Genomic DNA, 16,730 nt, shown 5'->3' with positions numbered 1-16,730 from the left:
GGTGGGGGGGGGGCGGGTGTTTGTCCGCCCCCTCCCCCGCGGCGGGGGGGGGGTCGGCCCCCCCCGGCCCGGGGGCGGGCCGCCGGGGGGGCCGCGTGGGGGGGGTTGGGGTTCCGGCTGTTGGTGCGCCGGGCGCGCGCCGGTGTTCCGGGCGCGCGGATGTGCGAGTCGCTGACGGTCTACCGCGACGAGCCGCCGATCCCCGCCTGGTCCTCGGCCGTGCGCGAGTTCCGGCGGGCGCGGGCGGACGAACTTCCGCCGCACTACCGGTTCGGCTACCGGTTCACCGTCCCGCTGCTCGAGATGCCGCTCTATCTGCCGTGGCTGGAGAACCAGGTGCACCGGGCGGGCGCGTGGCAGGTACGCCGCACGGTCCGAGGGCTGGACGAACTCGCCGATCTAGCACCGGATGTCGTGATCAACTGCGCGGGCCTGCGCGCCGGGCCGCTGGCCGACGACGCCGGGGTCTATCCGATTCGCGGCCAGATCGTGCGGGTCGCCAATCCGGGCGTCTCGGTGTCGGTGCGCGACGAAGCGCATCCGCTGGGCCGGGCCTATGTCCATCCGCGGACCCACGACTGCATCCTGGGCGGTTCGCTGGATGCCGGAGCCTGGGACCGCACTCCGGATCCGCAACTGACACAATCGATTCTGCGCCGCTGCCGCGACCTGGTCCCCCAGCTCGCCGAGGCCGAGGTCCTCGAGACACTCGTCGGCCTGCGACCGGGCCGCGGCGAGGTGCGGCTCGAAATCGACGCCGCCGCATCCTTTTCCACACCCGTGATCCACAATTACGGCCATGGCGGCTCGGGCGTGACGATCGCGCACGGCTGCGCCCGCGAGGTGGCGGACCTCATCGGCTCGCTCTGAGGGGCGGACGACCACGGCTTAGGCCGGCGCGCCTATCGCGACGACAACCGGACATTCCGAGCAAGATGGTCTGGTCATTCGACCAGAACTTAGCTTAGGCTAAGCTCGTGAAAACGCGTCATCTGATTCCCCTGCTGGGCGCGGTGCTCGCCGCACCGGTGCTCGCCGCCCCCGCGCAGGCGGGCACCGCGCCGCGGGGCGTCGTCGTGGTAGTGCCGGGCCAGGCCATCGGCGCGCTGCCCTACCAGCCGATGGCCGCCGCGCTGCGGAGCGACGGCTACCTGCCGATCGTGCTCGACCTGAAGGGCTTCTCGATGGCCGCCGATGCCGAGAACATCGCCGGCGCAGTGGATTCCGCCGCGGCCGCGCACCCGGGCGTGCCGATCTCCTTGGTCACGCACAGCGTGGGTGCCGTCAGCGGCCGCTACTACCTGCGGGCGCTCGGCGGGCACGAGTCGGTGGACACCTACATCGCCATCGGCGCACCGCAATACGGTTCACCGGGGGCGTGCGGGCAGGCCATCGGTCCCGAGGTGTGCCCCGGCACGGACTTCATGACCGCGCTCAACGCCGGTGACGACACTCCGGGCGACACCGCCTACTACTCCGTGCGCAGCGCACGCGAGTGGACCGACGGCCGCCTCGACGGGGGGCAATGCCGGATGACCCCGTTCGCCTCACTCGGCAACGGCGGCGTCGACCACACCCTCGAGCCGGTGCTTCCCGTCGTGCTGGACCAAGTGCGCGCCGCGCTCGCCGGAGACTGCGCGGGCGAGTACGCCGACGACCCGGACGGCGTCGTCAGCTCCGACGCCAGCCTGTTCCCGAGCGGAGTTCCCTTCGGCTGAAGGCATTTTCGGGCTAGAGCCGGACGGCGGCCTGAATGCCGTCGCCGACCGGCAGTTTCACCGACAGGTAGCCGTTCTCGGGTGCGGCGAGGTAGGCGAGGAGTTCGCCGTGGACGTCGCGCCCGAAATCCATGTCCACGTCATCGATGAGGACCAAGGCGCCGGGGCGCAGTGCCGGTTCCACCACGCGCAGGACGGGCAGGGCCAGGTCCGGCCAGCCATCCAACAGCAGCAGATCAACGAGTTCGGTTATCCCGGACAGGGTTTCGCGCGCGTCGCCCGCCCGCAACTCGATCAGATCGGCGACACCGGCGGCGGCGAAGTTCTCCCGCGCCGCCGCCACCTTCCCCGGTTCGATTTCGGTGCCGATCACGGTGCCGCCGCCGTTGTCACGGACGGCGCCGGCCAGGTAGATGGTCGACACCCCGAACGAGGTGCCGTATTCGACCACCGACCGCGCCCCGGTCGCCCGCGCGAGTAGGTAGAGCAGCTCGCCGCCGTCGGCGGACACCGACATATAGACGTCCTTCAGCTGCGTCGCCCGCGCGGCCACGTCCGGGTTCGCGAGAAAGTCGGTACCGGGTTCCAGTGCGGCGACCGCCCGCGGGTCGTTCTCCCGTTCGGCGGCCAGCAACCGTTGCAGCACAAGAGAAACCGGTTCGGAGTGCAGGGTGGAGGTCATGTCGATTCCTTCCTCTGTTCGGATACGACTCAACGTATGCCCGAAAAGAGTTGACCTCCAGTGCATCTTCGGTAAGAGATAGTTGCGCGGAACGCAATTCAAGGCGTGGTTGTCATTTCCGGTCACCCGCGATGAGCCGGTCGAGCCAGGATTGCCATGCGGCCGTGCGGGTTTCGCGATCCACCGGAATCCCGTAGAAGTACTGCACCGAGCTCACCATGTGGTGCAGTTCGTCGGCCATGAAACGGTAGAAACCGTGCTCGGTGCGGATGCCCAGCAGCAGCCGGTCCCGCAGATCCACCACACCCTCGACCGGTTCGAGGCCCGCCGGGGCGAGGCGCACCCGCTCACCGAGCGCCGGATCCGCGCCGAGACACGCGATCAGCTCGCGCCACACCGCCTCGACGGGCGAGGAGGTGAAGCCGGTGGCGACGATATTCGCCACCGGCAGTCCGGGGAAGTATCGGAAGTACTCGGAAAGGTTGTGCAGGAACATATCCCAGCCCTTGCCGAAACCGTCGTACTCCGCCTCCCAATCGTCGCCGAAGAACCCGCTCTGCACCAGGCGCAGCACCGTGGTGCCGCCCGCCCTGCCCTCGACCAGAAATTCGAAGGTCATCGGCGCGGTGCCGTCGGGGCCGGGCGCGCCGTACACGATCCGCCTGCCCGGTTCCGACTCCAGCACGCGCCCGGCCTGGGTGTTGCCGCCGCCGAAATCCGCTTCGAGTTCCCCGGCGGCGTCCTCGTGCGGCACGAACCAGATCGACATGCCCTCCGGCGTGGAGATCGCCCGCCACACCTGTTCGGGTGTGGCGGCGAGTTCGATCTCCTTCGCCAGGCGACGCTCGTCCACCGAGGTCAGTCCTGCTGGGCGAGCACGATGAGATTGCCGCAGGTGTCGTCGAACACCGCCTGCGCGCCGAAATCGGTCTTCGTCGGCTCCTGCGTGAACCGGACGCCGTGCTTCTTCATCCGCTCGTAGTCCTGCTCCAGATCGGTGCTGCCGAGCATGGTGTACGGCATCCCGGCGTCGTAGAGCGTCTTCTTGTACACCTGCGCCGCCGGCTTGCCCTCGAGTTGAATGCCCGGATTCCAATCGGGTTCGAGCAGTACCTCGACGCCGTCGGGCGCGTCGGGTGAGACGACGGTCAGCCATTTGGCGTCGCCCACCGGGATGTCGGTCTTCTTCACGAAGCCGAGCACGTCCGTGTAGAAAGCCAGGGCCTTGTCCTGGTCATCCACGGGAATGCTGGTTACGGGTACGAACATGAATCAGCCCTTCTCTTGTGGTCGAACTGTCGGATGCACGGCGAGCACGATGCGGTGGGCGCGCCCGCCGGTCGCGGACTCGTCGTGATACTCGGCGATCAGCGACGTGACCGCCGCGGTCAGTTGCTCGGCGAATGCGGCGCGGTCGGCCGCCGAGGCGAACCGGACCTCACCGTCGAGGGCGAAGGTCGCCACCGGCTTGCGAGCCGCGGCCGCACCCGTGATCAGTGCGCCCACATCACGCACCAAGCGCGCGGCCACCGCCAGCAACCATCGCGCCGACAACTGATCACGCGAGCGCTCCGGATCCGGCGCGACCGGCGCCAGCGCACTCGGCGAGATCACATACGACGCCGCGGTCGCCCGCAGTATGCGCTCGGTCAAGTTGCCCTTGCGCCGCTCCTCCACCAACTCCACCAACCCGTGCCGTTCCAGCGCGCGCAGGTGATAGTTGACCTTCTGCCTGGTCAGCCCGACCCGCCGCGCCAGCGTGGTCGCCGAGCCCGGTGCGGACAACTCCGCGAGCAGCCGAGCCCGAACCGGGTCCAGCGAGACCTCGGCCGCCGCCGGATCCTCGATCACCGCTACGTCGTGCATGCCCCCACAGTTCCACCGACAAGTTTTTTTGTCAAGGGATCGCACTGGACGAGGCCGCCGCCCGGATCAGTTCGTCCACGCCCGCAGACGCCACAGAATTACTGAGCGCACGCCCGGAAAACCCGCATGATTCGGATACCACCACGCCTATGGCTGTCGGAATCACCCACCAGCGCCGGGCGGCCCGGCTGGAGCGGTCACAATCGGGCTCGAGGTGGCAGATTTTGGTCGTATCAGTGCTGGTTGTGTCCGCGTGGGCCGGGTCAGGGGAGTTCGAGGCACCACGGGTGGTGGTGTCCACTCACCGTTGTCGACTTGGGGTTTGGGCCAGTAGATGTGGATGGTGAGTTCGAATTCGCTGCGTGGTGCGGGGAGCCAATTCGCTTCGTGTTCGGGGCCGGGTGAGTCGTGCTGGATGTAGAGGGTGAGTGTGCCGTCGGGGTCGAATTTCATGGTCTTGTTGTTGGTGCCGAGGGAGTAGCGGCCCAGGTCGTTGGGGGCGAAGAAGTGTTCGGGGTTGTACAAGGTCAGTGACCAGAATCCGTCGACCGGCGGTGGCGGTGCGGGTGAGATAGTCGAATCCCCAGCGGACGACATTGGGTGGAGAGTTCCAATTGCCCGGCAGCCGTTGACCGTTGGTGCGGAACTTGAACAGCGGCGCGACGACTCCGGTCTCGGTGTCGTGCGCGGTGTCCTTGATGGCCGCAGCGACGTCGGGATCGGAACGCGGTATCGCCCACGCCCTCCACGACGAACTACTGAGCACGCGCCCGGAAAACCGTGGCACACTCTTGGTCGATCCGGACAACCAGCGCGCATACGAGCGCTACCGCGACTGGGGATGGCACCGCGTCGGCACAATGCGCCCACACTGGCCGGACGCCCCCCGATTCGACGTCTTGATTCATTCGCTGGAGCCGTAAGGACCGCGCAACGAGACGACGCCCGGCCGCAGCGGTCACGATTGGGCTCGAGGTGGCGGATTTCGCCGTTTCGGTGCGGATTGTGTCTGCGTAGGCCGGAGCCAGCGCCCCGCGACGTTTGTTCACCTGCGCGCCGGGTAGGGCTCCGATGTCCGAACGGTTCGGCGTACACCGGCAGGAGGCCGCGGGATGACCGATAATCGTGCAGATCAGCCAGGGAATGGCGGCGAGACGCATCAGCAGGCGCGGGGGGACGACGTACGGCTGACGACACAGCAGGGTGTGGTCGTCGGCGACGACCAGAACACACTCCGCTCCGGCGAGCGCGGTCCGGCATTGCTGGAGGATTTCCACTTCCGGGAGAAGATCTTCCACTTCGATCACGAACGAATTCCGGAGCGGGTCGTGCATGCCCGCGGCTTCGGCGTGCACGGCTATTTCGAGAACTACGAGCCGCTGACCGATCTGACCCGGGCCGACCCTTTTCAGGAAGCGGGCCTGCGGACCGAGGCGTTCGTCCGGTTCTCCACCGTGGCGGGCAACAAGGGCTCGTTCGACCTGGCGCGCGACGTGCGCGGATTCGCCGTGAAGCTGTATACCCGCGAGGGCAACTGGGACCTGGTGGGCAACAACATTCCGGTCTTCTTCATCCAGGATCCGATCAAGTTCCCCGACATGGTGCACGCGGCCAAGCAGGAGCCCGACCGCGGCTTCCCGCAGGCGCAGACCGCGCACGACAATTTCTGGGATTTCGTCTCGCTGACGCCCGAGTCGACCCACATGCTGCTGTGGATCATGTCCGATCGCGCCATTCCGCGTTCGTTCCGGTTCATGGAGGGATTCGGCGTCCACACGTTCCGGCTGGTGAACGCCGAGGGCAAGTCGACCTTCGTCAAGTTCCACTGGAAGCCGAAGCAGGGCCTGCAGTCGGTGGTGTGGAACGAGGCGGTGAAGATCAACGGCGCCGATCCCGACTTCCATCGCCGGGATCTGTGGGACGCCATCCAGGCGGGCGACTTTCCCGAATACGAACTCGGCATGCAGCTGTTCGACGAGGACTTCGCCGACCGATTCGGCTTCGACATCCTCGATCCGACGAAAATCATTCCGGAGGAAGAGGTGCCCGTCCGCCGGGTCGGCAAGCTGGTGCTCGACCGAGTGGTCGACAACTTCTTCGCCGAGACCGAACAGGTCGCCTTCTGCACGCAGAACATCATTCCCGGCATCGATTTCACCGACGATCCGCTCCTGCAGGGCCGGAACTTCTCGTATCTCGACACCCAGCTGAAGCGCCTGGGCAGCCCCAACTTCACCCATCTGCCGGTGAACGCGCCGCGATGCCCGTTCGCGACATTCCAGCAGGACGGCCATATGGCGACGGTCAACCCGACCACGCGGGCCAACTACGAGCCCAATTCCTGGCCCGACGACATCAAAGGCCCGCGCGAAGACCCGACGCGCGGATTCCGGACCTATCCCGATACCGAAGCGGGACCGAAACGCCGCCTGCGCGCGGAGAGCTTCGCCGATCACTACAGCCAGGCGCATCAATTCTTCGCGAGCCAGACCAGCGTCGAGCAGCAGCACATCATCGACGCGTTCGTCTTCGAGCTGAGCAAGTGCGATCGGGTGGATATCCGTGCTCGCGTGGTCGCCGCGCTGCGCAATGTCGACGAGGATCTGGCCGAGGCGGTCGCCGACGGTCTGCGGCTGCCCGAATTGCCGGAACCCGCCCGCAGTGCGCGCGAGCCGCGCCACGATCTCGCGCCCTCGCCCGCGCTGAGCATTCTGTTGAACGGCCCGGAAACCTTCGCGGGCCGCAAGATCGGCGTACTGGTCACCGACGGCGCGGACGCGAAACTGCTGTCCGAGTTGCGCGAGGCGGCGCAGGCCGAACAGGCCAGGCTCGAGATCGTCGCGGCGAAGGTCGGCGGCGTGGTCACCGACGACGGTGAGCGCGTCGAAGCCGACCAGAAGATCGACGGCGCGCCCTCGGTGCTCTACGACGCCGTCGTCATCCTCGCCACCGACAAGGCGGCGGCCGAACTCGCCGGCCTGGCCCCGGCCCGCGACTTCGTCAGCGATGCCTACGCCCACTGCAAGTTCATCGCCCACCGTGAGGCTGGTGCGTTGTTCGCCGCCGCCGGCCTCGGAGGCAGCCTCGACGCGGGCGTCGTCGACCTGACGGCATCCGGCACATCGATGGCCGAGTTCGTCACCCAGTGCCGGGACGTGCGGTACTGGGCCAGGGCCAGCTGATCAGAACCCGGACGGTCGCAAAGAGATAGCAATCACTGCGGCCGGTCCGGTGCACTACCACCTCGCCGGGCGCGGCAGTACCGCCCGGCGAGGTTCTTGCGCGCTCTCACAGGCAATTTCGGGTACCGATCGAAAATTCGAGATCGACAAGTGAGTCACTGCGACGTTTTCGACACGCCCGAGGGGGCAACCGATCAGCGTGACCGAATACGACGCAGGTTGTTTGCAGCCGCTCCGCATCCTGGTCTGGCACGTGCACGGGTCGTGGACCACGTCGTTCGTGCGAGGCGGGCACACCTATCTCCTGCCCCGGCTTCCGGAAGGCGGGCCGTGGGGACGCGGGCGGTGCGGTCGGCCGTGGCCCGACTCGGCGGTCGACGTCTCGCCCGACCTGCTGCCCGAGATGGACGTCGATCTCGTAGTGCTGCAACGGCCGCACGAACTCGAGCTGACGGAGCGCTGGCTGAATCTGCGGCCCGGCATCGACATTCCGGCGATCTACGTCGAACACAACGCGCCGGGCGGTCCGGCCGCCTCGACCCGGCACGTGCTGGCGGACCGCACCGATATCCCGCTGGTGCACGTGACCCATTTCAACGAGGTGATGTGGGACAACGGGCGCTGCCCGACCACGGTCGTCCGGCACGGGATCGTCGACCCCGGGTATCGGTACAGCGGCGCGGTGCCGCATGCCGTGACCATGATCAACGAGCCGGTCCGCCGGATGCGGGTGACCGGCACCGACCTGCTCGCGCCGCTGTCGGCCGCCGCGCCCGTCGACGTCTTCGGCATCGACACCGACGATCTGCACACCGCACTCGGCGTACCGGCGGACCGGGTCCGCGGGCTCGGCGATCTCGACCAGGCCTCACTGCACAGCGCGGTCGCGGGGCGGCGGGTGTTCGTGCACACGCCGCGGTGGACCTCGCTGGGCCTGTCGGTGCTGGAGGCGATGCATCTCGGCATGCCGATCGTCGCCCTGGCGGCGACGGAGGCGGCGGCGACCTTCCCCGCCGACGTGGGTGTCGTCGCCACCGATCCGCGCGTGCTCGCCGACGCCGTCGGTGACTTCGTCCGGGATCCCGAACGGGCTCGGGTGGTCGGATCATCAGCGCGGCGTTGGGCTTTGGCCAATCACGGCCTCGCCACGTTCCTGGCGAATTGGGATCACCTGCTCGGCGAGACCTTCTCGGGGCATGCCGCGCAGCGACTCGCATCCGTCGACAGTTGGGAGTACGCACCGTGAAGATCTCCATGGTTTCCGAACACGCCAGCCCGCTGGCCGCGATCGGTGGCATCGACGCCGGCGGACAGAACGTGCACGTCGCGGAGCTGTCGGCCGCGCTGGTGCGGCGCGGCGCCGAGGTCACCGTGTACACCCGGCGCGACGACCCGGCGCTGCCGGAGCAGGTGGACACGCCCGACGGTTACCGGGTGGTGCACGTGCCGGCCGGACCGCCCGACTCGCTGCCCAAGGACGAATTACTGCCGTACATGGGCGAATTCGGGGAATGGCTGCGCGAGCGCTGGTTACGGGATCGGCCCGATGTCGCGCACGCGCATTTCTGGATGTCGGGTATCGCCGCCGAGCAGGCCGCACGGGATCCGGCGGTGCCCGTCGTCCAGACGTTCCACGCGCTCGGCGTGGTGAAGAAGCGCTATCAGGGCGAGGACGACACCAGCCCGGCCTGCCGCATCGACACCGAACGCACGGTCGCCCAGCATGCCGCCCGGGTCGCGGCGACCTGCAGTGACGAGGTGTTCGAGCTGGCGCGCCTGGGACTGCCGACCACGCGGGCCTCGGTGGTGCCGTGCGGAGTGGACCTGCGCCGTTTCGTGCCCGGCCCGCGACCGGAACGGGCCGGGGGCCACCGGCTGCTCGCCGTCGGAAGACTGGTGCCGCGCAAGGGTTTCGACACGGCGATCCTGGCGCTGCCCGAACTCCCCGGGGTCGAACTGCTCATCGCGGGCGGCTCACCCAGCGGCGGGCTCGAGGACGACGCCGAGGCCCGGCGCCTGCGCGACATCGCGCGCCGGTGCGGCGTCGCCGACCGGGTCCGGCTGCTCGGCTCGGTGTCCCGCGACGACATGCCCGCCCTGATGCGCTCGGCCGATCTGGTGCTGTGCACGCCGTGGTACGAGCCGTTCGGCATGGTGGCGCTGGAGGCGATGGCCTGCGGGACGCCCGTGGTGGCCTCGGCCGTCGGCGGCCTGCTGGACACCGTGCTGGACGGGGTGACGGGACGCCTTGTGCCACCGCGGGATTCGGACCGGCTGGCCAAGACGGTGGCGGAGGTCCTCGCCGACGACGAACAGCGGGCGGCCATGGGGCACGCGGGGCAGCGCCGGGCGCGCTCGCGGTACTCCTGGGACCGCATCGCCGCCGACACCCTGCGCGTCTATCACAGCGTCCAGCCGGCCGCCGCCCTATCCGACGCCGCCGAGGTGCGCACCGCCGTCGCCGGACGGACGAAGTCGTGAAAGGCCGAGATATGAACAGTACCTACAGCTTTCGCCGGGCCGTCGTCACAGGATGTGCCGGATTTATCGGCACGCACCTGTGCCGGGCGCTGCTCGAACGAGGCACGACGGTCGTCGGGCTCGATAACTTCGCCACCGGCGATCCGGCCAATATCGAAGGGCTGGACGGCCATCCGAACTTCCGGTTCCTGCGCTGCGACGTGACCGAGCCGCTCCCGGAGGTCGGACCGGTCGACCTGATCATGCATCTGGCCTCCCCCGCCTCGCCCGTGCACTACGCCCGGCTCGGCGTGCAGACGCTGAAGGCCGGTGCGGACGGCACGGCGGCGGCGCTCGAACTGGCGCGACGCCACGGCGCCCGCCTGCTGCTCGCGTCGACCAGCGAGGTCTACGGCGACCCCGCCGAACACCCGCAGCGCGAAAACTATTGGGGCAACGTCAATCCCGTAGGCCCGCGCAGCGTCTACGACGAGGCGAAGCGCTACGCCGAGGCGCTGGTGTCCGCGTATCGCCGCGAGGGACTGGCCGACGTCACCATCGCCCGGATCTTCAACACCTACGGGCCGGGCATGCGCGCGGACGACGGCCGCATGGTTCCCGCCTTCATCGAGCAGGTCCTGGACCGAAAACCGTTGACCATCAACGGCGACGGCGAACAGACCCGATCGATCTGCTACGTCGACGACACCGTTCGCGGGCTGCTCGCCCTGGCCGCGTCCGGACATCCGGGCCCGATGAATATCGGCAATCCGGAGGAGATGACGGTCAACGAGATCGCCGCGCTGATCCAGCGACTCGGCCGCGGCCGGTCCCCGATCCGGCGACTCGACATTCCGATCGACGACCCACGCCGACGATGCCCCGACATCGCCCTCGCCCGTGCGGAATTGGGCTGGGAGCCGACCGTCGATGCGGCGGAGGGACTGCTCCGGACGCTGTCGTGGTTCGCCGAGCGCCGGGAACGGACGTCGTTTACCGCAGCAACCGCCGGGTAGATCGCCGGTGGGCACGGCCCCTGCTAGCACCCACGGGAGGTGTTCGATGCGTGTACTGGGAATCAATGCCATATTTCACGATTCGGCGGCGGCGGTGGTCGTCGACGGGAAGATCGTGGCGGCCGCCGAGGAGGAACGGTTCAGCCGGCGAAAGCACGGCAAGCGCCCGGTGCCGTTCTCCGCGTGGGAACAGCCCGCGCAGGCGGCGGCATGGTGTCTGGCCGAGGCGGGCCTGACGCCCGGCGAGATCGACGCCGTCGGCTACTCCTACGACCCGAGCCAGGTGGATTACCGTCTGGGCGGGCTGGATCCGAGCTGGGAACCGCTGCGCACCCAGTACGCCGAACGCGCGCCGCACTTCCTCGCGACGGCACTGCCCGGACTCGACCCGGAGAAGGTGCGCTTCGTGCGGCACCACGTCGCGCACGCGGCGTCCTGCGGGCTGGCCGCGCCGTTCGGTGACGCCGCGGTGCTGACCCTGGACGGCCGCGGCGAGTCGACCTCGATGCTGGCGGGCGAATACCGGGACGGCAAGCTCGACGTGCTGGCCACCCAGTCGCTGCCGCATTCGCTCGGCCTGATGTACGAGGATCTGACCACCCATCTCGGCTTCGCGCGATCCAGCGACGAGTACAAGGTGATGGCGCTGGCGTCGTACGGCCGGCCGCGCTTCCTGGATACGTTGCGCGACAAGGTGTTCAGCACCGGCGACGGCGGCTTCCGCACCGAGCCGATCGACTGGGATTCCTTCGCGCCGCGGCGAACGCCGGACGAACCGATGCGGCCCGAGCACGCCGACCTCGCGGCGTCGGTGCAGCTGCGCCTGCAGGAGGTCCTGCTGGAGCTGTGCGGCTGGCTGCACTCGGCCACGTCGGCGGACAAGCTCACGCTCGCGGGCGGCATCGCGCTCAACTGCGTCGCCAATACGGCGCTGTACGACGGCGGGCCGTTCGACGACATCTGGGTCCAGCCCGCCGCCGGCGACGCGGGCACGGCCTTGGGCGCGGCGCTGACCATCGCCGCCGAGGCGGGCGAGACGCTCGACCCGATGACCACCGCCGCGCTCGGCCGCGGCTTCTCCGACGCCGAGATCGAACACACGTTGCGCGAGGCCCACATTCGCTACGAGCGGCCCGACGACCTCGCGGCCACGGTCGCGGAAGCGCTGGCCCGCAACGACATCGTCGCGTGGTTCCAAGGCCGGGCCGAATTCGGGCCGCGGGCGCTCGGATACCGCTCGCTGCTCGCGCATCCGGGCTACGCCGCGAATCTGGAGCGGCTCAACGCCGTCAAGGGCCGGGAGCAGTTCCGGCCGGTCGCGCCGATGGTGCTCGCCGAGCGGGCGGCCGAGATCTTCGGGCGCGGACCGCTACCCAGCCCGTACATGCTGTTCGTGCACGACGTCGACCCCGCGTGGCGGGAGCGGCTACCGGCCGTGACGCACGTCGACGGCACGGCCCGCATCCAGACCGTCGACCGGGCCGACCATCCGGTGCTCGCCGACACCATCGGCCGGTTCGGTGAGCGGACCGGGCTGCCCGTCGTGGTGAACACCAGCCTCAACACCGCGGGCCGTCCGATGGTCGATTCCCCGCGCGACGCGCTGGAGTGCTTCGGCTCCGCGCCGATCGACCTGCTCGCCATCGGCCCGTTCGTGGTTCGGCGGTAGCGCATGTCCGACGCAGCACTGGATTACACGATCGTGGTCCCCACCATCGGGCGCGCGGGACTGACGGCGGTGCTCCGCGCCGTCGACCGGTCGCAGGGCATACCGCCCGCGGAGATCGTCGTCGTGGACGACCGGCCGCCGGACGCGGCCCGGCCCGACGCGCCACTCCCGTTGCCGGACATGAGCATTCCGCTGCGGGTCGTGCGGTCCGGCGGGCGCGGTCCGGCCGCCGCCCGCAATGTCGGCTGGCGGTCGGCGCACTCGGAATGGATCGTATTCCTCGACGACGACGTGGTGCCTTCGACCGAGTGGCGCGCGCGCCTGGCCGACGACCTGACGCGGTTGCCTCCCGACGCCGCCGGATCGCAGGCCCGGATCTGGGTGCCGCTGCCCGCCGGGCGGTTGCCCACCGACGCCGAACGCGGCACCGCGGCGCTGGCCACCTCGCGCTGGATCACCGCGGACATGGCGTATCGCCGGGCGGTGCTCGCCGAGGTCGGCGGCTTCGACGAGCGGTTCCGGCGGGCCTACCGCGAGGATTCGGATCTCGCGCTGCGCATCGTGCGGACCGGCAGGCACATCGCGGGCGGAACCCGCGTCACCACCCACCCGCCCGCGTCCGGATCGCTGCTGTCGTCGCTGCGCGCGCAGGCGGGCAATGCCGATAACGCGCTGCTACGCAACAAGTTCGGCCCGACCTGGCGGCAGCAGATCGGCGAGGTCGGCGGCCGACTGCGCCGGCACGCGGCCGTCACCGCGGCCGGGCTGGCGGCGGTGGCCTGCACGCTGCTCCGCCGGCGCGGACCGGCCGCCGCGGCCGCCGCGCTGTGGCTCACGGGCACAACGGAATTCGCCGCGCGGCGGATCGCCGCCGGGCCCCGCACCCGGCCCGAGATCACCGCCATGATGGTCACCAGTGTGCTGATCCCGCCCGCCGCCTGCTGGCATCGGCTGCGCGGCGAATGGCAGGTCGCGCGCCGGGCGCGGCGCCCGCGGCCGGTCGCGGCGCCGCCGCTGGCGCTGCTGTTCGACCGCGACGACACCCTCATCGTCGACGTGCCCTATCTGTCGGATCCCGCACTCGTGCAACCGGTTCCGCGGTCGCGGCAGGTACTGGACCGGCTGCGCGCGACCGGTGTTCGTCTCGGCATCGTGAGCAACCAGTCCGGCGTCGCGCGGGCGCTGATCTCGCCGGAACAGCTACGGGCGGTGATGGATCGGGTGGAGGAACTTCTCGGCCCGTTCGACACCTGGCAGTTCTGCCCGCATCACGCCGACGACGACTGTGCCTGCCGCAAGCCGAAACCCGGCCTGGTGACCGCGGCGGCCGCTGCGCTCGGCGTGCCGCCGCAGCGGTGCGTGGTCGTCGGCGACATCGGCGCGGATGTCGAGGCGGCGCTCGCCGCGGGCGCCCGGGCCATCCTGGTGCCGACGGCGAAGACGTTGCCGGAGGAGATCATTCGGGCCAAGTCGGCCGCGCTGGTCGCCCCCGATCTGGAATCGGCCGTGGAATTGGCGCTGGCGGGTGCGCGATGAGGCCCGGGCGGGTGCTGGCGGCGCGGCTGGACAGCGCCGGAGACGTGCTGCTGTGCGGACCGGCGGTGCGCGCGCTCGCCCGCCGCGCGGGGCAGGTCACGTTCCTGTGCGGACCACGCGGGCGGGCAGCGGCCGAACTGCTGCCGGGCGTGGCGGACATCGTCGAATATCACGCGCCCTGGGTGGATCTGGAGCCGCCGGAACTGACCAACGAGGCGATCACGGCTCTGATCGACCGGCTACGCGGGCTGGGTATCGACGAAGCGGTGGTGTTCACCTCCTTCCACCAGTCCCCGCTGCCGCTGGCGCTGGTCCTGCGGATGGCCGGGGTGCGGCGCATCTCCGCGATCAGCGTGGACTATCCGGGCTCGCTGCTGGACGTGCGCCATCTCGTCGACGACGACATCCCGGAGCCCGAGCGCGCGCTGTCACTCGCCGCGGCCGCGGGGTTCACCCTCGACCCGGACGACGACGGACGACTGCGAATTCGCCAGGCCCTGCCCGACATTCGCGGGCTGGCGGGCGAGCCGGGCTATGTGGTGCTGCATCCGGGCGCGGCGGTGCCCGCCCGGCGGATGTCGGCCGCGCGGAGCCGGTCGGCCGTGGCCGCGCTGGTGGCCGCCGGGCACCGCGTCCTGGTCACCGGCGCGCCGTCGGAGCGGGAACTCACCGCCGAGGTCGCGGGCACGGACGCCACCGACCTCGGCGGCAAGACCGATTTCGCGACCCTCGCGGCGGTGATGCGGCAGGCGAGCGTCGTGGTCGCGCCCAACACCGGTCCCGCGCATGTCGCGGCCGCGGTCGGGACGCCGGTGGTGTCGCTGTTCGCGCCCGTCGTACCGGCGCGCCGCTGGGCGCCCTACGGCGTCGCGCACATGCTGCTCGGCGACCAGCACGCACCCTGCGCGAGCAGCCGCGCCCGGATCTGCCCCGTTCCCGGTCACCCCTGCCTCGACGGCATCACCGATGACGAAATCGTCTCCGCCGTCAGCCGATTGACGCGCATCCGAGGAAAGGACAGGACGCCATGACCGAATCCGGAAACCCGCCCGACACCACCGGCGGCGGCAGGCCCGCCGACTCGATTCGCGCCCATTTCGCCTCGCTCGGCGCCGCGCTGGAGGACAACGCGCACGTGGCGCCGCGGGTGCGGCGCTGGGGCGAGCAGCTCGCCGACATCTACGCCAACGACGGGCGGCTGCTCGCCTGCGGGCACGGCGGCAGCGCCGCGGAGGCCCAGCACCTGACGGGCGAACTGGTCGGCAGATTCCGCGACGAACGCCGGCCGCTGTCGGCCATCGCCCTGCACGCCGACACCTCGGCGGGCACGGCGATCGTCAACGACTACGGCGCCGAACAGCTCTACGCCCGCCAGGTCGTCGCGCACGGCCGCCCGGGCGACGTGCTGATGTTGTTCTCCACCAGCGGCACCAGTCCCGCGGTGGTCGCCGCCGCCAAGGCCGCGGCCGACGCGGGCGTGATCACCTGGGCGGTGACCGGCCCCGCGCCTAACCCGCTGTCGTCGCTGTGCGACGACGCCATCGCCGTCGACGCGCCCAGCGTCGCCACGGTCCAGGAAATGCACCTGGTGCTCATTCACTCGCTGTGCGACGCGCTCGACACGGCCCTGGCGGTGACATCGTGAGCCCGGGCCGACCGCTGGTGATCGTCGGCGACACCCTGCTGGATGTCGATATCGACGGCACGGCCCGGCGGCTGTGCCCCGAGGCGCCGGTCCCGGTGCTGGACGAGGCGCACCGGTCCGAACGGCCGGGCGGTGCGGGGCTGGCCGCGATTCTCGCGCACCGCGACGACGTGGACCGCGTCGTGCTGATCACCGCGCTGGGCGCGGACGCGGCCGCCGACCGGTTGCGCGACCTGCTGGCCCCGCACGTCACCGTGCTGGCGCTGCCGCTGGTCGGCGACACCGTGTGCAAGACCAGGGCACGCGCCGACGGCCAGTCCATCGTGCGCATCGACTCCGGCGACGGACATGCCGATACCCTGCCGCTCACCGACGAAATCCGATGGGCGCTAAGGAATTCCAGCGCTGTGCTGGTCGCCGACTATGGCCGCGGCGTGGCGGCGAATCCCGAGTTGCGCGAGTTGCTCGCCGACGCGGCCACCCGCGTTCCCGTCGTCTGGGACCCGCATCCGCGCGGCGCGGAGCCCGTGCCCGGCGTACGGCTGGTCACTCCCAATCACAGCGAGGCGGCCGGTCTGGCGCCCGACCAGGAGAACGACGGCGCCCGCGCCCGTCTCCTGGCGATGCGGTGGGGCGCGGACGCCGTGGCCGTCACCCTCGGACCGGAGGGTGCGGTCTGCTACGACCGGGGCACCGACACGACGCTGACCACACCCGTCCCGTACGCGCTGCGCGTGGCGTCGGGCGCGGACACCTGCGGCGCGGGCGACCGGTTCGCGGTCGCCGCCGCGGCCGCCCTGGGACGCGGCCAGCGCGTGGCGGACGCGGGTATCGAGGTGCTGACCATTCCCGGATCCGAGCTCGGCTCCGGGCGCGGTGGTCCGCGCTGCCTGTCCTGCCCGTTGTCGCGGGACGAAGTGTGAGGCGCGATGCTGGACATCCCGGTCGACCATCAA

17 protein-coding genes are annotated in these 16,730 nt (G+C 70.2%); 12 read left to right on the top strand and 5 right to left on the bottom strand.

Going from position 1 to position 16,730, the window contains the following annotated elements:
• Positions 1-105: 105 nt before the first annotated feature.
• Together QH470_RS07780 and QH470_RS07775 are read left to right on the top strand one after the other, a co-directional pair.
• Positions 106-870 carry an FAD-dependent oxidoreductase gene (locus QH470_RS07780; protein ID WP_342228425.1) on the top strand — a complete coding sequence of 255 codons (765 nt, stop codon included), beginning with the start codon at positions 106-108 and terminating at the stop codon, positions 868-870.
• Between the two features lie 107 nt (positions 871-977).
• Complete coding sequence (locus tag QH470_RS07775; protein WP_280271597.1) at positions 978-1,718, top strand: esterase/lipase family protein; 741 nt, start codon at positions 978-980, stop codon at positions 1,716-1,718.
• A 13-nt stretch (positions 1,719-1,731) separates the two neighbouring features.
• Here QH470_RS07775 and QH470_RS07770 read toward each other — a convergent pair whose 3' ends face one another.
• The 5 genes from QH470_RS07770 to QH470_RS07750 all read right to left on the bottom strand — a co-directional run bounded on the left by QH470_RS07770 (position 1,732) and on the right by QH470_RS07750 (position 4,863).
• The gene (locus QH470_RS07770) at positions 1,732-2,400 is read right to left on the bottom strand and encodes an O-methyltransferase (protein ID WP_280271596.1); all 669 of its coding nucleotides are present in this window, start codon (positions 2,398-2,400) and stop codon (positions 1,732-1,734) included.
• Positions 2,401-2,512: 112 nt separating this feature from the next.
• Positions 2,513-3,253 carry an SRPBCC family protein gene (locus tag QH470_RS07765; RefSeq protein ID WP_280271595.1) on the bottom strand — a complete coding sequence of 247 codons (741 nt, stop codon included), beginning with the start codon at positions 3,251-3,253 and terminating at the stop codon, positions 2,513-2,515.
• Positions 3,254-3,258: 5 nt separating this feature from the next.
• Positions 3,259-3,669, bottom strand: coding sequence for a VOC family protein (locus tag QH470_RS07760; RefSeq protein ID WP_280271594.1), 411 nt, complete (start codon positions 3,667-3,669; stop codon positions 3,259-3,261).
• Positions 3,670-3,672: 3 nt separating this feature from the next.
• Positions 3,673-4,266 (bottom strand): ArsR/SmtB family transcription factor, encoded by a 594-nt coding sequence (locus tag QH470_RS07755; RefSeq protein ID WP_280271593.1) that lies wholly within the window; start codon positions 4,264-4,266, stop codon positions 3,673-3,675.
• Between the two features lie 162 nt (positions 4,267-4,428).
• Positions 4,429-4,863: a DUF1214 domain-containing protein gene (locus QH470_RS07750; RefSeq protein ID WP_280271592.1), complete on the bottom strand. Its 435-nt coding sequence runs from the start codon at positions 4,861-4,863 to the stop codon at positions 4,429-4,431.
• Between the two features lie 101 nt (positions 4,864-4,964).
• On the opposite strand from QH470_RS07750, the gene QH470_RS07745 reads away from it, so the two are divergent.
• The 10 genes from QH470_RS07745 to QH470_RS07700 all read left to right on the top strand — a co-directional run bounded on the left by QH470_RS07745 (position 4,965) and on the right by QH470_RS07700 (position 16,697).
• Positions 4,965-5,189: an N-acetyltransferase gene (locus QH470_RS07745; protein WP_280271591.1), complete on the top strand. Its 225-nt coding sequence runs from the start codon at positions 4,965-4,967 to the stop codon at positions 5,187-5,189.
• Between the two features lie 189 nt (positions 5,190-5,378).
• On the top strand, positions 5,379-7,448 hold the full coding sequence (locus tag QH470_RS07740) for a catalase (RefSeq protein ID WP_280271590.1): 2,070 nt from the start codon (positions 5,379-5,381) through the stop codon (positions 7,446-7,448).
• A 253-nt stretch (positions 7,449-7,701) separates the two neighbouring features.
• Positions 7,702-8,694 carry a glycosyltransferase gene (locus QH470_RS07735; RefSeq protein ID WP_425302630.1) on the top strand — a complete coding sequence of 331 codons (993 nt, stop codon included), beginning with the start codon at positions 7,702-7,704 and terminating at the stop codon, positions 8,692-8,694.
• Positions 8,691-9,929 carry a glycosyltransferase gene (locus QH470_RS07730; RefSeq protein ID WP_280271588.1) on the top strand — a complete coding sequence of 413 codons (1,239 nt, stop codon included), beginning with the start codon at positions 8,691-8,693 and terminating at the stop codon, positions 9,927-9,929. The genes QH470_RS07735 and QH470_RS07730 overlap by 4 nt, the downstream gene beginning before the upstream one ends.
• Before the next feature lie 11 nt (positions 9,930-9,940).
• Positions 9,941-10,924 carry an NAD-dependent epimerase/dehydratase family protein gene (locus tag QH470_RS07725; protein WP_280271587.1) on the top strand — a complete coding sequence of 328 codons (984 nt, stop codon included), beginning with the start codon at positions 9,941-9,943 and terminating at the stop codon, positions 10,922-10,924.
• Between the two features lie 46 nt (positions 10,925-10,970).
• The gene (locus QH470_RS07720; RefSeq protein WP_280271586.1) at positions 10,971-12,593 is read left to right on the top strand and encodes a carbamoyltransferase family protein; all 1,623 of its coding nucleotides are present in this window, start codon (positions 10,971-10,973) and stop codon (positions 12,591-12,593) included.
• A 3-nt stretch (positions 12,594-12,596) separates the two neighbouring features.
• Positions 12,597-14,129 carry an HAD-IIIA family hydrolase gene (locus tag QH470_RS07715; RefSeq protein WP_280271585.1) on the top strand — a complete coding sequence of 511 codons (1,533 nt, stop codon included), beginning with the start codon at positions 12,597-12,599 and terminating at the stop codon, positions 14,127-14,129.
• The gene (locus tag QH470_RS07710) at positions 14,126-15,160 is read left to right on the top strand and encodes a glycosyltransferase family 9 protein (RefSeq protein WP_280271584.1); all 1,035 of its coding nucleotides are present in this window, start codon (positions 14,126-14,128) and stop codon (positions 15,158-15,160) included. The genes QH470_RS07715 and QH470_RS07710 overlap by 4 nt, the downstream gene beginning before the upstream one ends.
• Positions 15,157-15,774 carry a D-sedoheptulose-7-phosphate isomerase gene (locus QH470_RS07705; RefSeq protein WP_280271583.1) on the top strand — a complete coding sequence of 206 codons (618 nt, stop codon included), beginning with the start codon at positions 15,157-15,159 and terminating at the stop codon, positions 15,772-15,774. The genes QH470_RS07710 and QH470_RS07705 overlap by 4 nt, the downstream gene beginning before the upstream one ends.
• A complete protein-coding gene (locus QH470_RS07700) occupies positions 15,771-16,697 on the top strand; it encodes a bifunctional heptose 7-phosphate kinase/heptose 1-phosphate adenyltransferase (protein WP_280271582.1) in 927 nt (308 codons plus the stop codon). The genes QH470_RS07705 and QH470_RS07700 overlap by 4 nt, the downstream gene beginning before the upstream one ends.
• The last annotated feature ends 33 nt before the right edge of the window (positions 16,698-16,730 follow it).

The organism is Nocardia wallacei (genome assembly GCF_029868745.1).
GTDB classification, from domain to species: Bacteria; Actinomycetota; Actinomycetes; order Mycobacteriales; family Mycobacteriaceae; genus Nocardia; species Nocardia wallacei_B.
The sequence above is the reverse complement of the archived record's forward strand: the minus strand, read 5'-3'. Positions and strand labels throughout refer to the sequence as shown.

Excerpts from the sequence above, each read along its gene's own strand:
- QH470_RS07770 (WP_280271596.1), bottom strand. The coding sequence starts at position 2,400 with ATGACCTCCACCCTGCACTCCGAACCGGTTTCTCTTGTGCTGCAACGG.
- QH470_RS07760 (WP_280271594.1), bottom strand. The coding sequence starts at position 3,669 with ATGTTCGTACCCGTAACCAGCATTCCCGTGGATGACCAGGACAAGGCC.
- QH470_RS07755 (WP_280271593.1), bottom strand. The coding sequence starts at position 4,266 with ATGCACGACGTAGCGGTGATCGAGGATCCGGCGGCGGCCGAGGTCTCG.
- QH470_RS07750 (WP_280271592.1), bottom strand. The coding sequence starts at position 4,863 with ATGTCGTCCGCTGGGGATTCGACTATCTCACCCGCACCGCCACCGCCG.
- QH470_RS07745 (WP_280271591.1), top strand. The coding sequence starts at position 4,965 with ATGGCCGCAGCGACGTCGGGATCGGAACGCGGTATCGCCCACGCCCTC.
- QH470_RS07740 (WP_280271590.1), top strand. The coding sequence starts at position 5,379 with ATGACCGATAATCGTGCAGATCAGCCAGGGAATGGCGGCGAGACGCAT.
- QH470_RS07725 (WP_280271587.1), top strand. The coding sequence starts at position 9,941 with ATGAACAGTACCTACAGCTTTCGCCGGGCCGTCGTCACAGGATGTGCC.
- QH470_RS07720 (WP_280271586.1), top strand. The coding sequence starts at position 10,971 with ATGCGTGTACTGGGAATCAATGCCATATTTCACGATTCGGCGGCGGCG.
- QH470_RS07715 (WP_280271585.1), top strand. The coding sequence starts at position 12,597 with ATGTCCGACGCAGCACTGGATTACACGATCGTGGTCCCCACCATCGGG.
- QH470_RS07710 (WP_280271584.1), top strand. The coding sequence starts at position 14,126 with ATGAGGCCCGGGCGGGTGCTGGCGGCGCGGCTGGACAGCGCCGGAGAC.
- QH470_RS07705 (WP_280271583.1), top strand. The coding sequence starts at position 15,157 with ATGACCGAATCCGGAAACCCGCCCGACACCACCGGCGGCGGCAGGCCC.